Origin of the sequence: Parageobacillus sp. G301, assembly GCF_030268025.1 — a bacterium.
Taxonomy (GTDB): domain Bacteria; phylum Bacillota; class Bacilli; order Bacillales; family Anoxybacillaceae; genus Parageobacillus_B; species Parageobacillus_B toebii.
The window spans coordinates 1,608,748-1,628,024 of record NZ_BSDB01000001.1; the positions used below are offsets into that span (position 1 = coordinate 1,608,748).

At 42.6% G+C, this 19,277-nt stretch carries 20 protein-coding genes and 2 riboswitches; of the genes, 10 read left to right on the forward strand and 10 right to left on the reverse strand.

The annotated features are described in order from the left end of the window. Positions 1-92: 92 nt before the first annotated feature. The 3 genes from panE to QSJ37_RS08190 all read right to left on the reverse strand — a co-directional run bounded on the left by panE (position 93) and on the right by QSJ37_RS08190 (position 3,446). A complete protein-coding gene (panE, locus tag QSJ37_RS08180; protein ID WP_285754650.1) occupies positions 93-1,019 on the reverse strand; it encodes a 2-dehydropantoate 2-reductase in 927 nt (308 codons plus the stop codon). Between the two features lie 152 nt (positions 1,020-1,171). Beyond that, positions 1,172-1,375 carry a YbdD/YjiX family protein gene (locus QSJ37_RS08185; RefSeq protein ID WP_017435755.1) on the reverse strand — a complete coding sequence of 68 codons (204 nt, stop codon included), beginning with the start codon at positions 1,373-1,375 and terminating at the stop codon, positions 1,172-1,174. Further along, positions 1,368-3,446: a carbon starvation CstA family protein gene (locus QSJ37_RS08190; protein ID WP_285754651.1), complete on the reverse strand. Its 2,079-nt coding sequence runs from the start codon at positions 3,444-3,446 to the stop codon at positions 1,368-1,370. Before QSJ37_RS08190 ends, QSJ37_RS08185 begins: the two co-directional genes overlap by 8 nt. Positions 3,447-3,760: 314 nt before the next feature. Between QSJ37_RS08190 and QSJ37_RS08195 the strand changes: the two genes are divergently transcribed. The 3 genes from QSJ37_RS08195 to QSJ37_RS08205 all read left to right on the forward strand — a co-directional run bounded on the left by QSJ37_RS08195 (position 3,761) and on the right by QSJ37_RS08205 (position 8,041). After that, positions 3,761-4,222, forward strand: coding sequence for a hypothetical protein (locus QSJ37_RS08195; RefSeq protein WP_285754790.1), 462 nt, complete (start codon positions 3,761-3,763; stop codon positions 4,220-4,222). 147 nt (positions 4,223-4,369) lie between these two features. Beyond that, positions 4,370-4,567: riboswitch (cobalamin riboswitch) on the forward strand. 128 nt (positions 4,568-4,695) lie between these two features. After that, complete coding sequence (locus QSJ37_RS08200) at positions 4,696-6,981, forward strand: ribonucleoside-diphosphate reductase subunit alpha (RefSeq protein WP_285754791.1); 2,286 nt, start codon at positions 4,696-4,698, stop codon at positions 6,979-6,981. 19 nt (positions 6,982-7,000) lie between these two features. Then, positions 7,001-8,041, forward strand: a complete 1,041-nt coding sequence (locus QSJ37_RS08205) for a ribonucleotide-diphosphate reductase subunit beta (protein WP_285754652.1) — start codon at positions 7,001-7,003, stop codon at positions 8,039-8,041. Between the two features lie 14 nt (positions 8,042-8,055). On the opposite strand, the gene QSJ37_RS08210 is transcribed toward QSJ37_RS08205, so the two are convergent. Then, positions 8,056-8,745 (reverse strand): TerC family protein, encoded by a 690-nt coding sequence (locus QSJ37_RS08210; RefSeq protein ID WP_285754653.1) that lies wholly within the window; start codon positions 8,743-8,745, stop codon positions 8,056-8,058. A gap of 16 nt (positions 8,746-8,761) precedes the next feature. Continuing rightward, positions 8,762-9,034: a YkvA family protein gene (locus tag QSJ37_RS08215; RefSeq protein ID WP_285754792.1), complete on the reverse strand. Its 273-nt coding sequence runs from the start codon at positions 9,032-9,034 to the stop codon at positions 8,762-8,764. Positions 9,035-9,417: 383 nt separating this feature from the next. Between QSJ37_RS08215 and QSJ37_RS08220 the strand changes: the two genes are divergently transcribed. The 4 genes from QSJ37_RS08220 (at position 9,418) to QSJ37_RS08235 (ending at position 12,864) form a co-directional block, all read left to right on the forward strand. Then, complete coding sequence (locus QSJ37_RS08220) at positions 9,418-10,308, forward strand: DMT family transporter (protein WP_285754654.1); 891 nt, start codon at positions 9,418-9,420, stop codon at positions 10,306-10,308. Between the two features lie 12 nt (positions 10,309-10,320). Further along, the gene (locus tag QSJ37_RS08225) at positions 10,321-10,629 is read left to right on the forward strand and encodes an antibiotic biosynthesis monooxygenase family protein (RefSeq protein WP_285754655.1); all 309 of its coding nucleotides are present in this window, start codon (positions 10,321-10,323) and stop codon (positions 10,627-10,629) included. Positions 10,630-10,747: 118 nt separating this feature from the next. Then, the gene (locus QSJ37_RS08230; protein WP_166911740.1) at positions 10,748-11,308 is read left to right on the forward strand and encodes an RNA polymerase sigma factor; all 561 of its coding nucleotides are present in this window, start codon (positions 10,748-10,750) and stop codon (positions 11,306-11,308) included. Beyond that, on the forward strand, positions 11,305-12,864 hold the full coding sequence (locus tag QSJ37_RS08235) for a DUF4179 domain-containing protein (protein ID WP_285754656.1): 1,560 nt from the start codon (positions 11,305-11,307) through the stop codon (positions 12,862-12,864). Before QSJ37_RS08230 ends, QSJ37_RS08235 begins: the two co-directional genes overlap by 4 nt. A gap of 240 nt (positions 12,865-13,104) precedes the next feature. Here QSJ37_RS08235 and sugE read toward each other — a convergent pair whose 3' ends face one another. Then, a complete protein-coding gene (gene sugE / locus QSJ37_RS08240) occupies positions 13,105-13,425 on the reverse strand; it encodes a quaternary ammonium compound efflux SMR transporter SugE (protein WP_285754657.1) in 321 nt (106 codons plus the stop codon). Positions 13,426-13,483: 58 nt separating this feature from the next. Further along, a riboswitch (guanidine-I (ykkC/yxkD leader) is annotated at positions 13,484-13,586 on the reverse strand. A 111-nt stretch (positions 13,587-13,697) separates the two neighbouring features. Between sugE and QSJ37_RS08245 the strand changes: the two genes are divergently transcribed. Beyond that, positions 13,698-14,177, forward strand: a complete 480-nt coding sequence (locus QSJ37_RS08245; RefSeq protein ID WP_285754658.1) for a DUF6141 family protein — start codon at positions 13,698-13,700, stop codon at positions 14,175-14,177. A 63-nt stretch (positions 14,178-14,240) separates the two neighbouring features. Here the strand turns inward: QSJ37_RS08245 and QSJ37_RS08250 are convergent, their stop codons facing one another. After that, positions 14,241-15,098, reverse strand: a complete 858-nt coding sequence (locus tag QSJ37_RS08250) for a VOC family protein (protein ID WP_285754793.1) — start codon at positions 15,096-15,098, stop codon at positions 14,241-14,243. Between the two features lie 109 nt (positions 15,099-15,207). Next, a complete protein-coding gene (locus tag QSJ37_RS08255; protein WP_285754659.1) occupies positions 15,208-15,648 on the reverse strand; it encodes an Rrf2 family transcriptional regulator in 441 nt (146 codons plus the stop codon). A 61-nt stretch (positions 15,649-15,709) separates the two neighbouring features. Here QSJ37_RS08255 and QSJ37_RS08260 point away from each other — a divergent pair, with 61 nt between their 5' ends. Then, positions 15,710-15,958 carry a hypothetical protein gene (locus QSJ37_RS08260; protein ID WP_285754660.1) on the forward strand — a complete coding sequence of 83 codons (249 nt, stop codon included), beginning with the start codon at positions 15,710-15,712 and terminating at the stop codon, positions 15,956-15,958. Positions 15,959-16,063: 105 nt separating this feature from the next. Here the strand turns inward: QSJ37_RS08260 and QSJ37_RS08265 are convergent, their stop codons facing one another. After that, entirely contained in the window at positions 16,064-16,426 is a 363-nt protein-coding gene (locus QSJ37_RS08265; protein ID WP_285754661.1) for a VOC family protein, read from the reverse strand. 456 nt (positions 16,427-16,882) lie between these two features. Here QSJ37_RS08265 and cdr point away from each other — a divergent pair, with 456 nt between their 5' ends. Further along, positions 16,883-18,535, forward strand: coding sequence for a CoA-disulfide reductase (gene cdr / locus QSJ37_RS08270; RefSeq protein WP_285754662.1), 1,653 nt, complete (start codon positions 16,883-16,885; stop codon positions 18,533-18,535). 237 nt (positions 18,536-18,772) lie between these two features. On the opposite strand, the gene ybaK is transcribed toward cdr, so the two are convergent. Beyond that, the gene (ybaK, locus tag QSJ37_RS08275; protein WP_285754663.1) at positions 18,773-19,249 is read right to left on the reverse strand and encodes a Cys-tRNA(Pro) deacylase; all 477 of its coding nucleotides are present in this window, start codon (positions 19,247-19,249) and stop codon (positions 18,773-18,775) included. Positions 19,250-19,277 lie beyond the last annotated feature (28 nt).

Here is a 19,277-nt window from a genome sequence, read left to right on the forward strand (position 1 = left end):
ACTCTGCACTACATCATCACAATATACAATCTTTTTAAAAAAAGAAGGCATCCTTCCCTTGTATATTGGAATGCTGCACTTCTTCCATATTTTTATTCCATTTTTCTACGATTCGCTTCGTAAATCGTTAAATTATGGTATACGACTTTTAATAATGGTGTTTCTACATTATATCGCTGAGCCAACGAAAGCAAATATCCTTGCAAATGATCCGCTTCAATGAATTGTCCTTTTTCCATATCCCGCTGCATCGACGATTTCATCGTCGCTTCTATTCCGTTTAATTGCGCCAGTTGTTTTTCTTCGATATCATCGGCAATTGGCGCTCCATGTGCCCGCATCACGGCCGCAATCTCTTTTAGCAATCCGAAAATAATTTCTTGCCCGTACTTTCCAGAACGAATTGGTCCAATCGGCGCTCGAAACAGCGTCGTCACTCCTGACATTGTCGCAATAAATAAATATTTATTCCACATATCTATTACAATGTGCTCGCTTAAACGAAACCGGGCGTTACAATTAGAAAATAATTGCTCGAGCGCACGAACCCGCTCCGTCCTCTCCCCGGACCATTCCCCAAATCGAACATCATGGGAAGCGCTTGTTTGCACGATTTCTCCATGCTCATTCAGCGTTGTTTCGATAAAACAAAGCCCTCCTAACACGTTTTCCTTTCCAAACTCATTCCAAAACATTTCCATATGCGCCATGCCGTTTAACAGCGGTAAAATCATCGTTTTTTCACCAACATACGGTTTCACATCGCGAATCGCTTCTGGCAAATGGTACGCTTTGTTGGAGAAAATAACAACATCAAATGGCTCTGCATTTTCTCCTGTTACAAGCAGTTTTGGATTTAACACCACATCTCCATGGACGCTACGAATGACAAGTCCATGTTCTTGCAGCTGCTTTTTTCTTCGCTCACGAACAAGAAACGTCACGTCCACCCCTTTTTCCAACAACCGGCCGCCGAAATAACCGCCAACCGCGCCTGCACCGACTACAAGTATACGCATATATTTATTCCCCCTTATAAAACAAAAAGAAAGTTATTTTTCTTATGACAAAACAGTGAATGAACAGGAAAACACAAACGAAAAAGCTTGTCCTCATTAACTTGAAATAAATACGAAAAAGGAAAAAAGGGGAATAGTTTCCCCTTTTTATGTCAGCAACAGCGCGATACTTTTCCGCCTTTGCCGTTATAGCGCGCTTCCTGCACTTCGCAGAAAAACTCTTTTCTTGATTTGATCGGCTCTCCTGGATGATGTGTTTTCATATGTTCTACATATTTCTCGTAGTTTGGAACACCAACCAGCAAATCAAGAAATTGCTTGCGGTAGGAAAGAATCGTATGAAGCCACTTACGCATAATGTTTAACCTCATTTCCTCCATCTCTTGGAATATAAGGTGCTTCTTTCAACGGTACATGTTTGTTTTTCAATACTTTTATCCACATATTTACTGCCGAAATCAACATGGCAATCACAACAAGCATGAAAATCGCGCAAAGCGTTGCATCAATGTAGTCGTTCATAATGATTTGCCGCATTTGTGCTTCATTGGTTGCAGGTGCTAAAATTTTGCCTTGATTTAATGCATCTTTAAAGGCATTAGCATGAGCTAGAAAACCGATTTTTGGATTGCTATGGAACAGCTTTTGGTATCCTGCCGTCATCGTTACCACTAAAAGCCATGTCGTTGGGATCAATGTCACCCAAACATATGCTTTTTTGCCCATTTTGAATAAAATCGTCGTTCCAAATAAAAGCGCAATTCCTGCCAACATTTGGTTCGCGATACCAAAAAGCGGCCACAATGTATTAATACCGCCAAGAGGATCGACTACCCCTTGATATAAGAAATACCCCCAAGCTAATACACATAATGTAGTCGCGATAATATTGGAAACTAGCGAATCTGTTTTTCCAAGCGGTTTGTAGAAAGTGCCCATAATATCTTGAATCATAAAGCGGCCTACACGTGTTCCAGCATCAATTGTTGTTAAAATAAAGAGCGCTTCGAACAAAATTGCGAAATGATACCAGAATGCCATTAATGTTTTTCCACCGATCACTTTAGAGAGAATGACAGCCATTCCGATCGCTAGTGTCGGCGCCCCGCCAGTACGCGATAAAATCGTCTGCTCGCCGACATCTTTTGCAAGTTCTGTTAGCATATCAGGCGTAATTGTAAATCCCCATGAAGACACGACTTTTGCTGCTTGCACAACATCCTGCCCGATGACAGCAGCCGGGCTGTTGATGGCAAAATACGCACCCGGAGTCAGCACACATGCTGCCACCATCGCCATGACAGCAACGAACGATTCCATTAACATGGCTCCATAGCCGATCGGGCGGGCATGGCTCTCCATCTCAATCATTTTTGGCGTTGTACCGGACGAAACAAGTGCATGGAATCCAGACACCGCACCACAGGCAATCGTAATAAATAAGAATGGGAATAAGTCACCAGCAAACACAGGACCAGTGCCGTCAACAAATTTCGTCAGCGCCGGCATTTGCAAGTCTGGAGCAACAACTAAAATTCCTAGCGCTAAACCAACAATCGTCCCGATTTTTAAGAACGTACTCAAATAGTCGCGCGGCGCAAGCAGCAGCCACACCGGCAAAGCAGATGCGACAAATCCGTAAGCAATCATTAAAATCGCGATCGTTTCACCTTTCAATGTAAAGACTTTCGCTAATGTCGGGTGCTCCGCCACATATTGTCCAGCGACAAGAGAAACAAGAAGCAGAATAAATCCCATTAATGAAGCTTCCGCCACACGCCCTGGACGAATAAAGCGCATGTAAACTCCCATCAAAATCGCAATTGGAATCGTTGCGGCAATCGTAAACATTCCCCAAGGGCTTCCTACAAGCGCTTTTACTACTACCAATGCTAAAACAGCTAATAAAATAATCATGATTCCTAAAATACCAAGCGATGCAATGAACCCTGTAACCGGGCCAATTTCTTCCTTCACCATTTCGCCAAGCGATTTACCATTGCGCCGCATAGACGCAAATAAAATAATAAAATCTTGGACAGCTCCGCCTAAAACAACGCCGATAATAATCCAAAGCGTGCCAGGCAAATATCCCATTTGCGCTGCTAAAATCGGTCCGACAAGCGGTCCGGCGCCAGCGATCGCCGCAAAATGATGGCCGAATAATACCCATTTGTTTGTCGGCACATAATCTTTTCCATCATTAAACACTTCCGCAGGCGTTTTGCGACTGTCATCAAGTTCAAATACTTTGCGAGCGATAAATTTACTATAAAAACGGTACGCTACTGCATACGTACAGACAGCAGCGACAATCAGCCAAATCGCATTTACCGTCTCGCCGCGGTTCAATGCAAGAACGGCAAACCCTGCCGCTCCAAGAGCGGAAATAAGCCCCCAAAGCAAGGCCGATTTTAATCCTTTCACGTCTTTTCCCCCTTTGTTGTTTTAATAATATTATATTAACTATTCTGAAAAATTTAAAGAATATTTTCTAAATATTATAAAGATAAATATTTTTATAGTCGTTTTATTACCATATCTTTTTTACTCTGAACATTCCTGCCTAATATTAATTTGTTGAATTTTGGATAACTGTTTTATTATTCCAAAAAGTATAAAGTAGTTTTATTTGTTAAAAATGTAATATTAAGAAGATAATCATGAGTTTTTTGCGCAATGATTATATCTTCTTTTTTCGATTGCAACAACAAACAACACAAAGCAAAGGGTTAGGAAACGTGAAGGCAATAGAACAGTTAATGTGGAGCATTGCATTGCCTGGATTGGGCCAACTTCTCAATAAAAAATACTTCAAAGGCACTTTGTTTATTTTGTTGGAATTTCTCATTAACGTACAATCGCGATTCAATGAAGCAATTCGATTAAGCTTTTTAGGGAACAACAAAGAAGCGATTGATGTCGTTGATTTCCAATGGTTAATGTTCTATCCATGTTTATACTTTTACGCCATGTGGGATGCGGTAAAAGATGCGGGAGGGGGACAGTCCCCCTACTCCTTTCTTCCCTATGTGTTCTCTGCCTATTTCGTCACGATCGCTCTTATGTATTCCGCACATATTAAAATTTTCGAAATCGTTTTCGGTCCTATTTGGCTTCCGACGCTTTTTGTCATTCCAGGGGTATGCATTGGATTGCTACTTCAATTTTTGTTGCTAAAATTTCGAACTTCCCGCAAATGAGGAATGCCTTCCCACTAGAAAAGCATTCCTCATTTTTTCATGCCCTTACAAAAAATAGTTGAATTTTCCATCGTTTTATTATATGCTTGTACCAACAGCAACAACACTATATATTGTGTTATAAACTAAGGAAACAACTAAATATAGTATAAAAACCGCAAGCAATGGTGTCCATCCGGACTTAATAGGGAATCTGGTGAGAATCCAGAACTGCCCCCGCAACTGTATGTGTGGACGAAATGGAACATCCACTGTATGCGAAAGCTCGTTTGGGCACGCATATGGGAAGGATCCAAAGTAGGAAGAAGCACGAGTCAGGAGACCTGCCTTGCTTGGTTGCGTTTCATGTTCTCCGGGGTGCGAGAAGATGAAACGATGGTGGAAAAGGGCTTCACCTACCCTTTTTATGCTGTCGTTTCATCCACTCGTTGACCCGAGTGGATTTTTTTATGGATGACAAGGAGGAGAAAATGATGGCGTTGCAAACAAGCAATACGATGATTACGAAAGAAAATGGACAAGCGGAACCATTTTCCCGTGAGAAACTCATTTCCTTTATCCGCCGCACGACGAGCGATTTTCCGCACTTACGGACAGACGACTATATCGAACGCATCATCCGCGTGATCGAACATAAAGAGGCTATTTCTGTCGAGCAGCTCTTTCATTACCTCATACTCGAGGGGCTTTCCTACATTAGCGAAACGGAACCGGAATGGACATTTGTCTGCGCCCGCATTTATTTAAAACAACTATATAAAGAAGCGGCAAAGCAGCGCGGATACGACGAAGCGAAACGCTACGGCAGCCTTTATGATTTAATTGCTGCACTTGTCGAAAAGGGAGTGTATCATCGTTCCCTTTTGGAAGATTATACAAAAGAAGAAATCACGAAACTCGCCAAACTTATCGATCCCAAAAAAGACAAGCTGTTTACCTATATCGGCTTGCGCACATTCGCCGATCGCTACCTTGCCCGCGACTATGAACGCAACTTATATGAGCTTCCGCAAGAGCGGTTTCTCATCATCGCGATGACGCTAATGGCCAAAGAGCCAAAGCAGCGCCGTTTTGCCCTCATCCAAGAAGCATACTGGGCTTTAAGCAACTTGTACATGACCGTTGCCACACCAACTTTGGCAAACGCCGGCAAAAGCTACGGACAACTGTCAAGCTGTTTTGTCGATACAGTCGATGACAGCCTGCAAGGCATTTACGACAGCAACACCGACATTGCTAACCTTTCGAAATCCGGCGGCGGAATCGGCGTCTATCTCGGCAAAATCAGAAGCCGCGGCAGCGATATCAAAGGCTTTAAAGGCGTTTCGTCCGGCGTTATTCCATGGATGAAGCAACTCAATAACACCTCCGTCAGTGTTGACCAATTAGGGCAGCGAAAAGGGGCGATTTCCGTTTATTTGGATGTTTGGCATAAAGACATTTTCGCTTTTTTGGACGCGAAATTAAATAATGGCGATGAACGAATGAGAACACATGATTTGTTTACGGGCGTCTGCATCCCAGATTTATTTATGGAGCAAGTAGAAAAACGCGGCGATTGGTACTTGTTTGACCCCCATGAAGTGCGCAAAGTGATGGGATTTAGTTTGGAAGACTTTTATGATGAGGAAAAAGGCAGCGGAAGCTTCCGCAGAAAATATTGGCAATGCGTCCAAGAAGAGGGCCTTTCGAAAGAAAAAGTGCCAGCGATCGAAATAATGAAAAGCATTATGCGCAGCCAGTTAGAATCCGGCACACCATTTATGTTTTACCGCGACGAAGTGAACCGGAAAAACCCGAACGCGCATCTCGGCATGATTTACTGCAGCAACCTTTGTACAGAAATCGCGCAAAACCAAAGCCCGACCGTCGTGGAAAAACAATATACGAAAGATGGAAAGATTATCATTGAAAAAATCCCAGGCGATTTCGTTGTTTGCAATTTGTCTTCCGTCAATCTTGCCCGCGCCGTCACCGACGGTGTACTCGAGCGGCTCATCCCGATCCAAATGCGCATGCTCGATAACGTCATTGACTTAAATAATATCCCGGTATTACAAGCGAAACTCACCAATCAAAAATACCGCGCCGTCGGACTTGGCACGTTCGGCTGGCATCATTTGCTTGCGTTAAAAGGCATTCGCTGGGAATCAGACGAAGCGGTTGAATACGCGGACAAGCTGTACGAAAGAATTGCCTACTTAGCGATCCAAACAAGCATGGAGCTTGCAAAAGAAAAAGGAAGATATCCGGCGTTTCCAGGTTCCGACTGGCAGACGGGCGCTTATTTTGATAAACGCGGATACCGCCGCAACGACAACGTCGACTGGGACACGCTGAAAAAACAAGTTGCCAAATACGGCATGCGCAACGGCTATGTGATGGCGATTGCGCCAAACGCTTCGACGTCAATTATCGCCGGCAGCACCGCCAGCATCGATCCGATCTTTTTAAAAGTGTACGCCGAAGAAAAGAAAGATTACAAAATTCCAGTTACCGTGCCCGACCTCAACTCCGAAACAACGTGGTACTATAAATCAGCTTACCATATCGACCAGCATTGGAGCATTAAACAAAATGCGGCGCGCCAACGCCATATCGACCAAGCGATTTCGTTTAATTTTTACGTGTTGAACACCATCAAAGCAAAAGAGCTGTTGGATCTTCATCTCACCGCATGGAAGTCAGGACTAAAAACAACGTATTACGTCCGCTCTACTTCCAGCACGATCGATGAATGTGAATCATGCGCAAGTTAATGCCAAGGGGGAATAAAACATGGCACATCCATTAACGAAGCGGATCATCATGGACCCAGAAGCACCAAACCGCTCAACGCGAATCATTAACGGCAAAAGTTCGAATGTCTTAAACTGGGATGATATCGCCTATCCTTGGGCTTACGCCAAATATAAAAGAATGCTGGCAAACTTTTGGACACCGTTTGAGATCAATATGTCCCAGGATGTTAAACAATTTCCGCTTTTAACAGAACGCGAACAAGACGCGTTTTTGAAAATCATTGGACTTTTAGCGCTGCTTGACAGCATTCAAACAGATTACGCTGGAAGAGTCGCCGATTATATCACTGATTCAAGCATTAACGCGCTGATGATTATGCTCGCGCAGCAAGAGGTCATTCATAATCATTCATATTCTTACGTTCTTTCAAGCCTCGTGCCAAAAAGCAAGCAGGACGAAGTGTTTGAATTTTGGCGAAACGAACCGATTTTGCGAAAGCGAAACGACTTCGTCACAAACGGCTATAAACAGTTTGCTGAACATCCAAATGTCGAAAACTTGCTAAAATCGATCGTGTATGACGTTATTTTAGAGGGTCTGTTCTTCTACTCCGGCTTTGCTTTCTTTTATAACTTGGCGCGCAATCAAAAAATGGTCGCGACAAGCACGATGATTAATTACATCAATCGGGACGAACATATTCATGTCGACTTATTCGCAAAAATTTTTAAAGAAGTGCTAAACGAATATCCGGAATACAACACACCGGAACTTGCTGAATTTGTGCGAGAAACGTTCATTAAAGCAGCAAAGCTGGAAATCGAATGGGCCAATTACATCATCGGCAACGATATCGATGGCATTGATATGCATGATTTGAGCGCCTACATTAAGTTTTACGCCAACGTCCGTGCCCATCAGCTTGGATTTGACCGTCCGTTTGACGGCTATCGGACAAATCCATTGCGCTGGATTAAAGCATATGAAGAAGTCGACCTCGGCAAATCAGACTTTTTCGAACAAAAATCAAGGCAATATACAAAAGTGAACATCGATAACGGATTTGATGAGTTATAAGCAAAAGCCGCCAATCATTCGTTGGCGGCTTTTGTTTCTAATTGGTTTTCACCCTTCTTCTTTTTCAATGTGCCAACGGCAATCACTCCAGCAACGACAAGAATTTCAAATCCGTATTTTACAACCGGATTGGCGAAGTACTGATCTAAAAACGGTTCATCCACAATCATTTTCGAAGCCGTCCATGCAAGCACTCCCGCTCCGATTGTAATAATAATTGGGAAACGTTCGATCCACTTCAAAATTAACGTACTTCCCCATACCATGATAGGCACCGAAATTAATAATCCTAATATAACTAATAAGAAGCTTCCGTGCGCGGCTCCCGCTACCGCCAGCACATTATCCAATCCCATCAACGCATCGGCGATAATAATCGTGCGGATTGCCTCCCATAAGCTTCCTCCTGCTTCCACATCATGACCTTTTTCTTCGACGAGAAGCTTATAAGCGATCCCAACAAGCAATATACCGCCAATCAGCAGCAATCCAGGAACTTTTAATAGCCATACGACAAATAAGGTCGCAAGCGCGCGGATTACAACCGCCCCTACCGTTCCCCAAATGACTGCTTTTTTCTGTTGATGCTTCGGCAAATTTCGCGCCGCCAAACCAATGACGATCGCATTATCGCCCGCTAGTACAAGATCGATAATAACAATTGATAAAAGTGCAGATAAAAATTCCATTGAAAATAATTCCATTTTACTATTCCTCCTTTTAAATGCCGTATTTATCTTTTAAATGTGATGGTGCCATTTTTACTATTTGTTGAAGGATAAATAATAGCACGGTTATATCATCGATGATGCCAAACAACCAAAACCAATCCGGGATGATGTCAAATGGAAACACCATATAAATAGCTAAGAGTAAAATGGAGAGCGACTTTTTAAATGTAGACACTTCTTGAGATCGAAAAAATTCTATTAAAAACGGGATAAACCGGCGAATTTTAACCACGAAACGCATCCGTTCCCATATTTTCCTCATCATATCCCCCCCTAATAAATAATTACATCTTTTCCAAATCACCTTTCTATTTTCTCCAATCATCCTCCTTTCTTCACGAAAATAAAAAGACCTTTACCAAATCGGTAAAGGTCTTCATAAAAACAGACCTTTACCAATATCGGCAAAGGTCTCGCTAACAACGTCATCGTTGCCAACAAAGCCGAGGGTGTGACCCTGAACTGACGACTTTGCTGTTAAAGCTACTCCCCTTTAACACAGAAACCATATATTATTTTCAATTTAATGATATTCAATCGTTATATGCGTTGTCAATAAAAAACTCGACTTGTCAATCAATCTCTTCTGTGCCAATAGAAAAAATATGATATAATTCAAAAAAAATTCATTAGGAGAGACGGAATATGAATACCAAAGAAATTTCTGCTCTTTTTCTGCTTGCAGCTTTATGGGGAGCTTCTTTTTTATTTATGCGCATCGCTTCTCCTGTCATCGGTCCTGTGCTTACAATTGAGTTGCGCGTGCTTATCGCCGGCCTCGTGCTGTTATTGTATGTATGGATGTTCAAAAAAAGCATAGAGCTGAAAGCTTATTGGAAGCAATATCTCATCGTCGGGGCGCTGAATGCGGCAATTCCGTTTACACTGATCGCCGCTGCCACACTTCATTTACCTGCTTCCGTAGCGGCCATTTTGAACTCGACCACTCCGTTGTTTACCGCGCTTGTTTCGCGATGGTTTCTTCACGAGCCGCTTTATGCAAAAAAATGGATCGGCATCGGCCTCGGAATTGTCGGTGTGTTTGCGCTAGTCGGCTGGAGCCCTGTTCCGCTTTCGATGCAAACCGTTTTTTCTGCGTTACTGTCGGTTTTGGCGGCGTTCTCCTACGGCTGCGGCGGTGTGTATGCCAAAAAAGCGTTTACGGGAGTTTCTTCCTTATCGTTGTCGATTGGACAGCAACTAGGCGCCGCTTTCGTGCTCATTCCGTTGGCAGCCTTCGCTATTCCAACGAAACCAGTATCACCGCTCGTCATATATTCGGTATTGGGACTGGCCGTTTTTTGCACGGCGATTGCTTACTTATTTTATTTTTACTTACTAGCAAACGTTGGTCCAACAAAAACGTTAAGCGTTACCTTTCTTGTACCTGTTTTCGGTGTCATCTGGGGAATGATCTTCCTTCACGAAAAAATCACGATTGGCATGCTCGGCGGCCTAGCCGTTATTTTAACAAGCATTTTCCTCTTGTCAGATGTCAAAATCATCGTGAAGAGACAAGAGTACATAAAAGGATAAGGGGGAAAAACGATGGAAAAGCCATATTACGCAGTGATTTTTACCTCGGAGCGAACCGAAGGAGATCACGGATATGATGCGATGGCGAAACAAATGATTGAACTGGCTTCCCAACAGCCTGGTTTTCTTGGCGTCGACAGCGTCCGCAATGAAAGAGGCGTCGGCATCACCGTTTCCTATTGGGATTCTTTAGAGGATATTGAGCAATGGAAAGCGCACGCGGCGCACCAAATCGCTCAAGAAAAAGGAAAGCAGCAATGGTACGAGCGCTATTCAGTCCGGGTGTGCAAAGTAGAACGGGAATATGGGTTTGAAAAGTAACCCAGACTGCTGCATTTCGTCAGCAGTCTTTTTTAATGCATAATAAAAAATTGAACCTTTTCTTCTTCGACTTCGCCTTATATGCAGATAAAACTCTGACAAAAGAAAGGATGGTTGTATGCATGATGAACAACATCTTTTGGCGCAGTGCAGACAAGGAAACAAAGATGCTTTTTATCTGCTTGTTTCCCCGCATCTAACGAAAGCGTACCGGCTCGCTTTTACGATACTTCGCTCACATCACGACGCCGAAGACGCCATACAAAACAGTTTGCTCGAAGCCTATCGCGCAATCAGCGAAGATAAGGAAATTCACCATTTCTCGTCATGGTTTTACCGGCTTGTCACACACCGCGCCATTGATTTGGCGCGCAAACTCGGAAAAGAAAGGCAATATACCGAAATCAGCGATATGCTTCCGTTTTTATCGAATTCCCATCACTTGCCCGTTGACGAAGTGATCAGCAAAGAAGAGGAGCAGGAGCTTTTGGCGCATATTCTTAAGCTCGACATGAAATATCGCGTTATTCTTGTGCTTTATTACTATCAAAACATGAAGATTAGCGAGATTGCCGAGCTTCTCCAAATCAAAGAAGGCACGGTGAAATCGCGGCTGTTTCAAGCTCGAAATCTGCTTTATCAAGCATATCAAGAAGAGCGGAAGGAGGAACTTCGATGAGTTTTCAAGATGATTTTTGGAAACGGAAAATCGAAAAATCAATGGATCATATCCAAGTTCCAGAAAGCATTTTTGCATTCGCGAAAGAACTTCCTTACAAAATGGAAGAGCAGTCAAAACAAAACCCCCCACGTAAATCAAAATGGAAAAAGTGGCTGGCCATTGCCGCTGCTTCAATAACGATTGGCATCTCAGCGGGCGCTTATCTTTCCCCGACCTTTGCGGCATATATCAAATCATTTTTTGTTCGCCCTGACCTCGATGAAGGATTGCAAATCGCCGCAAAAGAAGGATTTTCCGAAACAACAGAAGCCTCTGTTACCGATAACGGCATTACTCTTAAAGTAAAAGAAGTGATGGCAGACGCAAACCGTCTTATTCTTACGTACAGCCTTGAAAAAGAAAACGGTGAATTTATTGACCCGACCATTCTTTTCGAATCTCAAGAATGGGGACCAGGGAGAGCAATATATTTTGTGAAAGACTTAAATACATTTTACATTACAGATAAAGATGGTGATATTGTATCGACAAGCACGAATTATCGAACAAAAAAAGGACGATTTGTAACACAATACATTAATCGTGTGTTTCCTCACTATCCTTACGCTGATCTGATGTTTGAGTTAAACCATTCAGCTTCCGATTCTAAGCAACTTTTCGCCAACATTAGTATCAATAAAATTGGTTCAACCAAAGGCAAATGGAATTTAAAAGTTCCAGTTAATATTGAGAAAAGCATAAAAGCAACAAAAACGCTGCCTATCAACAAAGAATATGTGACATCTGAAGGATTGGCTATTACATTAAAAAATGTTGTTTACTCTCCTACTTTAACAAGTTTAAATTTTGAAACAAGATGGACGGAAAAAGGGAAAAAATTGATGGAAGGTCACCCAGAATACTTTATCCAAGGTATTGGCTATTCTTATCACGGACTGCTTTATGACATTGTTGACAGCAAAGGAAACATAGTTGCCACAACTCTTCCGAAAGGCCGTGATAATGGTACGAAAGGGTTCGTCTTATCCGACCACACCCAATACTCTCCTCGCCAAATAGAGAAAGTGGATTGGCGCTATTCGTTCATTCCGCTTCCAAAGGGAGAAAAGTTGACATTTGTTTTTCGAGGAATTGAAAGAGTAGAGTATCCAAATAAATCTATCACCTTTAATCCAATCAAATTAAACGAGCAACCTGTTACCTTTGATTACAAAGGTAATTCATTTACCATTCAAAACTTTAGGTTAGAAACAAACAAAGACGGAAAACGAGTAGGAATACTAGAAATAGAGGAAAAAGCTCATCTCGCAGGAGGACATTTCGAACTAAGTGATGAACACGGAAACATATTCACTATTAACACCAAGGACACTTCCCGTGTATCAATAATAGGCTATGATAAACAGACAATGACTTATCATGTGAAAAGAGAGTTAGAAATAGAAGGAATCGAGAAAATACCAACTCAACTCACCCTCACCTTAAAGACGGCGACGGTTTTCTATAAAGATGGAAACTGGAAAGTCCCGATTCCGTCTCCTTCAGAAAAGTAAGGCTAATGCTACTCTTTCCTGTACAATACTTGAAAACAAGCAGGGTTCATCATAAGCAGAATATAATGAATTGAGGATAGTTAGTTTCATTCAAAAACTAACATCCTCTCTTTTTTTATTTTTTATACATAATTGGATGGGGGAAGCATCCCTGTTATTCCTGTGGTCAAGCACCTCAAAGCACATGGACATAACAGAGAAAAACAGTAATCGCAAAAGACATAAAGCATGCTTTTTCGTTTAATGCCCCGACGTCAATTTCAAACCAACAAGCCCCACCAAAATAAGCAGCAAAAAGATTACGCGTGAAGCATTGATCGGTTCATTCAAGAATACCATCCCGATAATAACCGCTCCCATCGCCCCGATTCCCGTCCATACCGCATAAGCGGTTCCGATTGGCAGCGTTTTTGTCGCCACCGACAAAAAATAAAAGCTGGCAATCGCACCGAAAACCGTGATGATGGACGGCACAAGCCGCGTAAATCCCATCGTATATTTTAACGCGACCGCCCATACGACTTCGAAAATGCCGGCAATAACTAAATATACCCAAGCCATTTTCCTCATCTCCTTTTTGTCCAAATAAAAAAAGCCGTGAAGAAATATCGAAACGATACTCTCCAGGGCTTTTGTCCCTCTGCGTACGCGGAAACACCGCGCGTTTTCTCACGGTCGCAGACTGGCCGCCGCGTGGCCACGGAACCCTAGAAAACTTTTTATCCTGTTATCCGTGATTATTGTAACACTTCCGATTGCTTCCGGCAAATAAAGGAGTTCTTTAGTTCTTGAAGAATATAATAAAGGAAGACACAGAAAGGAGGACGATAGTCATGCGCGAAGTGCAGCGTCCACCTTGGTATGCGAACGCGCTTGTCCTTATCGTCGCCGCTGTTATGTGGTACGGATTTATCCAGCAAATTATATTTGGAATCCCATTTGGCGCGAAGCCGGCAAGCGATACGGGAATGTGGGGCTTGTTTCTGTTTTTCGGCATCTGTTTTCCGCTCTTCTTTTTGTCGATGAAACTAGTCACAAAAACGGAAAAAGAAGGACTTGTCATTCGTTTTTTCCCATTTCGCCCCCGTGTTATTCCATATCAACAAATCAAAAACATCCAAGTCCAGCCTTACCATCCTATGTCCTACGGCGGTTGGGGAATTCGCTGGAGTTTGAAAAAAGGCCGTGCTTACACTATGAAAGGAAAGAAGGGAATATGGATCGAGCTGACGAACGGAGACTGTTTGTACCTCGGCTCGCAAAAACCGGAAGAACTTGCGAAATATATACAAAGAGAGTGTCTGCACCGCTAACAGGTGAACACTCTCTTTTGTATGTCATCCAATCTGCCTTCATAGAAAAAGCGCATAAAACTATTACTGAATGATCAGCTCGATTTCGTTGCCAGACGGATCGCTTGTCAATATGCTATTTTCGCTTCGCCGCACCGATGCACCGATATGTTGGAGCCGTTCCACCACTTTTTCTCTTTCCGCTTCATTTGGCAGCACAATCGAAAATACGCGCAATCCAACGGCGTTCGCTGGCGGTTTTGGCGCCCCGACTCCAGCCCATGTGTTCAGACCGATATGGTGGTGATAGCCGCCCGCGGAAACGAATAACGCGTGCGTTCCCATACGTGTCGTCGGTTCAAAGCCTAATCCTTGCACATAAAAAGCATAAGCTTCTTCGATGTGGGCGACGTGGAGATGAATATGGCCAATCCGCGTATGCATTGGAAGCCCCGACCACGCTTCCGTTCCCGCTTGCGCCAGCAAATTGTTCACATCTAACGGCTCCGTTACCGCTTTATATTCTCCATTTGCCGTCTTCTCCCACTTTTCCATCGGGCGGTCGGCGTATATTTCGATGCCGTTTCCGTCCGGATCAGCCAAATAGATCGCCTCGCTGAACAAATGATCGGACGCTCCCTGCAGCGGATAACCGGTCTGTAATAAATGAAGCAGCGCCTCGGCGAGACTCTTTCTGTCCGGAACTAAAATCGCGAAATGATAAAGCCCCGTTGTCCGAGGCGGCTTCGGCACCGCATCCGCTTTTTCCTCGAGCACCACTAACGGAGTAACTCCATCCGCGGTTAATGCCGCTTCGTGTTGATTTTGCTTTAATAGGCGAAATCCGATGATTTCTGTGTAGAAACGAAGTGAACGCTCCAAATTGGATACGATAAGATGAACGTGTCCGATCATTGTTTTTGGATGAATAATATCTCTCATCATAATAACCTCCATCTTTAATAACCAACGGTAAACCTCATCCGGGTTAAAGCGTGGGTTTTCAATTATGTTCGTTGTAACAATTTTAGTTACAACGAGTTTAAAAAAATTATTGATGTCCTTCCTCGATTTTTTGCGCTAAATTTGTGACTAAATCTTTTAAGCGAATCTCTTCTAATACTTTTTCCATTGCCGTTTGCGCACGCAGTAAAATGATTTCGAGAACAGCTTGAATGTTTGCCCCTACTGGACAATGAGGATTAGGATGCTCGTGAAATTGGAAAAGCTCGCCTTCTTCAACGACTTCTACAGCTCGATAGATATCAAGCAAAGTAATCTCTTCTATATCTTTTAAAAGATATGCCCCACCAGTCCCGGGACGTACATTCACTAAACCAGCTTTTTTTAGTTTGCCAATGATTCTGCGCACAACGACCGGATTCGTGTTGACACTTTTCGCAATCCATTCTGAAGTACAAAGAGTATTTTTTTCCAACGCTAGTAATGACAAAATGTGGACTGCCATAGTAAAACGGCTGCTGATTTTCATATGTTGCCTCCTTAATGTAACCATTATAGTTACATCGATGAAAGAAGTCAAGTTCAATTAATTGTTTGCAACCATTCAATATTTAAAGAAAGAAGCCCCTTTTAAAGGATTTGATGAAACAAGTGCGAGCGGAAAAATTCTTAAACTGATGATTATGGAGAAAAACCCAGAATGGTTAGTTGGTGACGAGATTAAATGGAACTTTACTAAATTTCTTATTAACCGAGATGGAAAAGTGGTTCGCAGATATGAATCAATCGAAGAACCGATCGATTTTGAAAAAGATATTGAAACACTTGCCACTGCTTAAAAAACCGGCCCAGCTTTATCTGAATAGCTAAAGCAAGTAAAATGATAAAGATTGCTGAAGCTTCAGCAACCTTTTGAGGTAGAACCGTTTCTCGAAACGGTTTCTTTATCCTTTTAGGACGAATTCATTTCCATCGATGTCCTTAAATTGCACAAATGTGCCCCATTGCATTTTTTGCGGTTCTCCTAAAAATTCCACACCTTTAGCTTTCATCGTTTCATATGTGCCTAGCACATCATCACATTCAAACACAATAGACGGCTTTCTCTCGTTCCAATCTTTCATCATCGATTTTGGATAGATGACTAATGCTGTTTGCGCCCCTTTTGGAGCTACTTCTAGCCAAAAGGCATTCGGTCCCATTGGATGTTCAGCGACCACTTTAAACCCTGCTTTTTCTGTCCAAAATTCTTTTGCTTTTTGCTGATCTTCTACATAAATCGCAACAGTTGCAATCCGTTTAATCATCAAGTTTCCTCCCTCGATAAATATCTTTTAACTTGTCCATTTGTAATGTATCATATTTTTATTTACTCATCTTGTAAAAACACACATACCCCTGTCAAGTAGACGATGAAAAAAGAGTATATTAAACTGCATTCAACCGAGGAAAGGCCGTTCCGCTTTTCTTGGAATGGCTGTGATTGTAAAAATGAATATACTCTTCAAGCTCATTACTCCCCTCTCTGAAACAGCCTCTGTGGCCATCTCCATCCCCACCTTCCATAAACATACGTTAGTAATCTTCGGTATTAACTATGAAATAAATGTGAACATCATTGACAAAAGTAATAATCACCTTTAATATACCGTATGGGGTATATTATTAAAGATCATTCAATACGAACAGATAGGATCTTTCATGCTTGCAATAATTAGTCAATAAATGCAACTTCGTAATCTATATAATGGAGGGGAATCTTCATGCGAAAAATTGTAATTGTCGGCGGTGTAGCAGGGGGAGCTACCGCAGCGGCCCGATTGCGCCGGTTAAGCGAAAAATACCAAATTATTATGTTTGAGAGAGGCGAATACATTTCGTTTGCTAACTGCGGCCTGCCGTATTATATCGGCGAAGTCATTACGGATAGAAACAAACTATTAGTCCAAACGGTTGAAGGAATGGCGAAGCGTTTTCGTATTGATGTTCGCAATTTAAGCGAAGTCACAGCGATTCATCGTGACCGTAAAACTGTTACAGTAAAAAATATCCGCACTGGCGAGGAATACGAAGAAACATACGATACATTAATTTTGTCACCTGGCGCAAAGCCGATGATACCGCCAATTCCTGGAATTCATGAAGCCAACGCGTTATTTACGCTTCGTAATCTATCTGATACAGATAAAATAAAAGCGTACGTTGATCACGAAAAACCAAAGAGCGCCGTAGTCATTGGCGGAGGGTTTATCGGTGTCGAGATGGCAGAAAACTTAGTCAAGCGCGGAGTGAACGTAACGCTTGTGGAAATGGCAAATCAAGTGTTGGCACCGATTGACTACGAGATGGCATCGATTGTTCACGAGCATATGCGTGAAAATGGCGTAAATTTGATTTTGGAAGATGGCGTGAAAGCTTTCGAAGACAACGGCCGACGTATTGTTCTAAATAGCGGCCGCACGCTTGAAACCGATATGATTATTTTGGCCATCGGGGTACAGCCAGAAAGTCAATTAGCGAAAAATGCCGGACTTGAACTTGGGGTGCGCGGCACTATCAAAGTCAATGAATATTTGCAAACATCCGATCCGAACATTTACGCCATCGGCGACGCTATCGAAGTAAAAAACTACATTCATGGTTTTGAGACATTTGTCCCTCTTGCATGGCCGGCGAACCGCCAAGGCCGCTTGGTAGCGGATCATATTCATGGGCTCGATGTGAAATACAATGGCACATTAGGAACTGCGATCGTGAAAATTTTCGAATTAACCGTCGCAGCAACAGGAAATAATGAAAAAACCTTAAAACAACTCGGCATCCCATATGAAGTTGTCCATGTTCATCCAATGAGCCATGCGGGCTATTATCCAAATGCAACACAAATGACATTGAAACTGATTTTTGATAAAGAAACAGGCAAAATTTATGGTGCGCAAGCCGTTGGAAAAGACGGCGTCGACAAACGTATCGACGTCATCGCAACCGCTATTAAAGGCGGCTTAACGGTTCGTGATTTACCGGATTTAGAGCTTGCCTACGCACCGCCGTTTTCTTCCGCGAAAGATCCAGTGAATATGGCCGGTTACGTTGCTTCGAACATGCTCGATGGAATGGTGGAAACCGTACAATGGCATGAAATTGATGAAATCATCGCAAACGGAGGCACGCTCATTGACGTTCGTACACCAAAAGAAGTCGCACGTGGAACGATTCCTGGTGCTATCAATATTCCGCTTGATGAACTGCGCGAACGTTTAGCGGAACTTCCGAAAGACAAAACCATTTACGTAACATGTCAAGTCGGCTTGCGTGGATATTTAGCAACACGAATTTTGCACGACAACGGTTTCCGCGCGAAAAATTTAGATGGCGGCTATAAATTGTATTCCTCCGTATTTGGTGCAAAACACTAAGTTCAAAATATGCCGCCGAAAGTCGTAGAAAAATAATGAACCACTCCCACCTTCATTCCATGAAAAGGTGGGAGTTTCTTATTATCTCCAGCAAAGAAGTTTTGGCATAGAAAAATTCTTGTATAGAACACATATTCGTTTTTATACAAAAAAACCGCTGATCATCTTGCCCTTCCCTTCGTTTAGAGAAAGGAGGCTTTTCGGGAAAAAAGGGAAACGATCAGTAGTTTTTGACGTTTATTTTACCACTTCATGAAACGTAGCTTCTGTTATGCTTTGTAAATCTTCCACGCTTAGTTCAATTAACAAACCAATTTTGCCGCCGCTAACGATGATATGGTCAACTTGAGAAGCGCTGGAATCGATAAAGGTCGGATAATGTTTTATCATGCCTATCGGGGAACACCCTCCACGAACATACCCCGTCAATTTTTGTATATCTTTCGGCGACACCAGCGCGACATTTTTCTCTCCTGTTATTTTCGCGGCTTTTTTCAAATCCAGTTCCGATTCTACAGGGATGACAAACACATAAACGTTTCCGCTCTTCCCCTGTGTTACTAATGTTTTATATACCAATTGAGGGTCTTTCCCAATTTTTTGAGCAACCGATATGCCGTCAATTCTCCCATCCTGACTGTCGTAGGTAAAGACATTGTAAGGAATCATTTTTTTATCAAGAACACGCATCGCGTTGGTTTTTTCTGTCGCCATTTTTCTTCCCTCCAGTTCGTTTCAACAG

Bases quoted from the DNA above. Each gene is read 5' to 3' on its own strand.
- panE (WP_285754650.1), bottom strand. From the start codon at position 1,019: ATGCGTATACTTGTAGTCGGTGCAGGCGCGGTTGGCGGTTATTTCGGC.
- QSJ37_RS08185 (WP_017435755.1), bottom strand. From the start codon at position 1,375: ATGCGTAAGTGGCTTCATACGATTCTTTCCTACCGCAAGCAATTTCTT.
- QSJ37_RS08200 (WP_285754791.1), top strand. From the start codon at position 4,696: ATGGCGTTGCAAACAAGCAATACGATGATTACGAAAGAAAATGGACAA.
- QSJ37_RS08205 (WP_285754652.1), top strand. From the start codon at position 7,001: ATGGCACATCCATTAACGAAGCGGATCATCATGGACCCAGAAGCACCA.
- QSJ37_RS08210 (WP_285754653.1), bottom strand. From the start codon at position 8,745: ATGGAATTATTTTCAATGGAATTTTTATCTGCACTTTTATCAATTGTT.
- QSJ37_RS08215 (WP_285754792.1), bottom strand. From the start codon at position 9,034: ATGAGGAAAATATGGGAACGGATGCGTTTCGTGGTTAAAATTCGCCGG.
- QSJ37_RS08220 (WP_285754654.1), top strand. From the start codon at position 9,418: ATGAATACCAAAGAAATTTCTGCTCTTTTTCTGCTTGCAGCTTTATGG.
- QSJ37_RS08225 (WP_285754655.1), top strand. From the start codon at position 10,321: ATGGAAAAGCCATATTACGCAGTGATTTTTACCTCGGAGCGAACCGAA.
- QSJ37_RS08230 (WP_166911740.1), top strand. From the start codon at position 10,748: ATGCATGATGAACAACATCTTTTGGCGCAGTGCAGACAAGGAAACAAA.
- QSJ37_RS08235 (WP_285754656.1), top strand. From the start codon at position 11,305: ATGAGTTTTCAAGATGATTTTTGGAAACGGAAAATCGAAAAATCAATG.
- sugE (WP_285754657.1), bottom strand. From the start codon at position 13,425: ATGGCTTGGGTATATTTAGTTATTGCCGGCATTTTCGAAGTCGTATGG.
- QSJ37_RS08245 (WP_285754658.1), top strand. From the start codon at position 13,698: ATGCGCGAAGTGCAGCGTCCACCTTGGTATGCGAACGCGCTTGTCCTT.
- QSJ37_RS08250 (WP_285754793.1), bottom strand. From the start codon at position 15,098: ATGAGAGATATTATTCATCCAAAAACAATGATCGGACACGTTCATCTT.
- QSJ37_RS08255 (WP_285754659.1), bottom strand. From the start codon at position 15,648: ATGAAAATCAGCAGCCGTTTTACTATGGCAGTCCACATTTTGTCATTA.
- QSJ37_RS08265 (WP_285754661.1), bottom strand. From the start codon at position 16,426: ATGATTAAACGGATTGCAACTGTTGCGATTTATGTAGAAGATCAGCAA.
- cdr (WP_285754662.1), top strand. From the start codon at position 16,883: ATGCGAAAAATTGTAATTGTCGGCGGTGTAGCAGGGGGAGCTACCGCA.
- ybaK (WP_285754663.1), bottom strand. From the start codon at position 19,249: ATGGCGACAGAAAAAACCAACGCGATGCGTGTTCTTGATAAAAAAATG.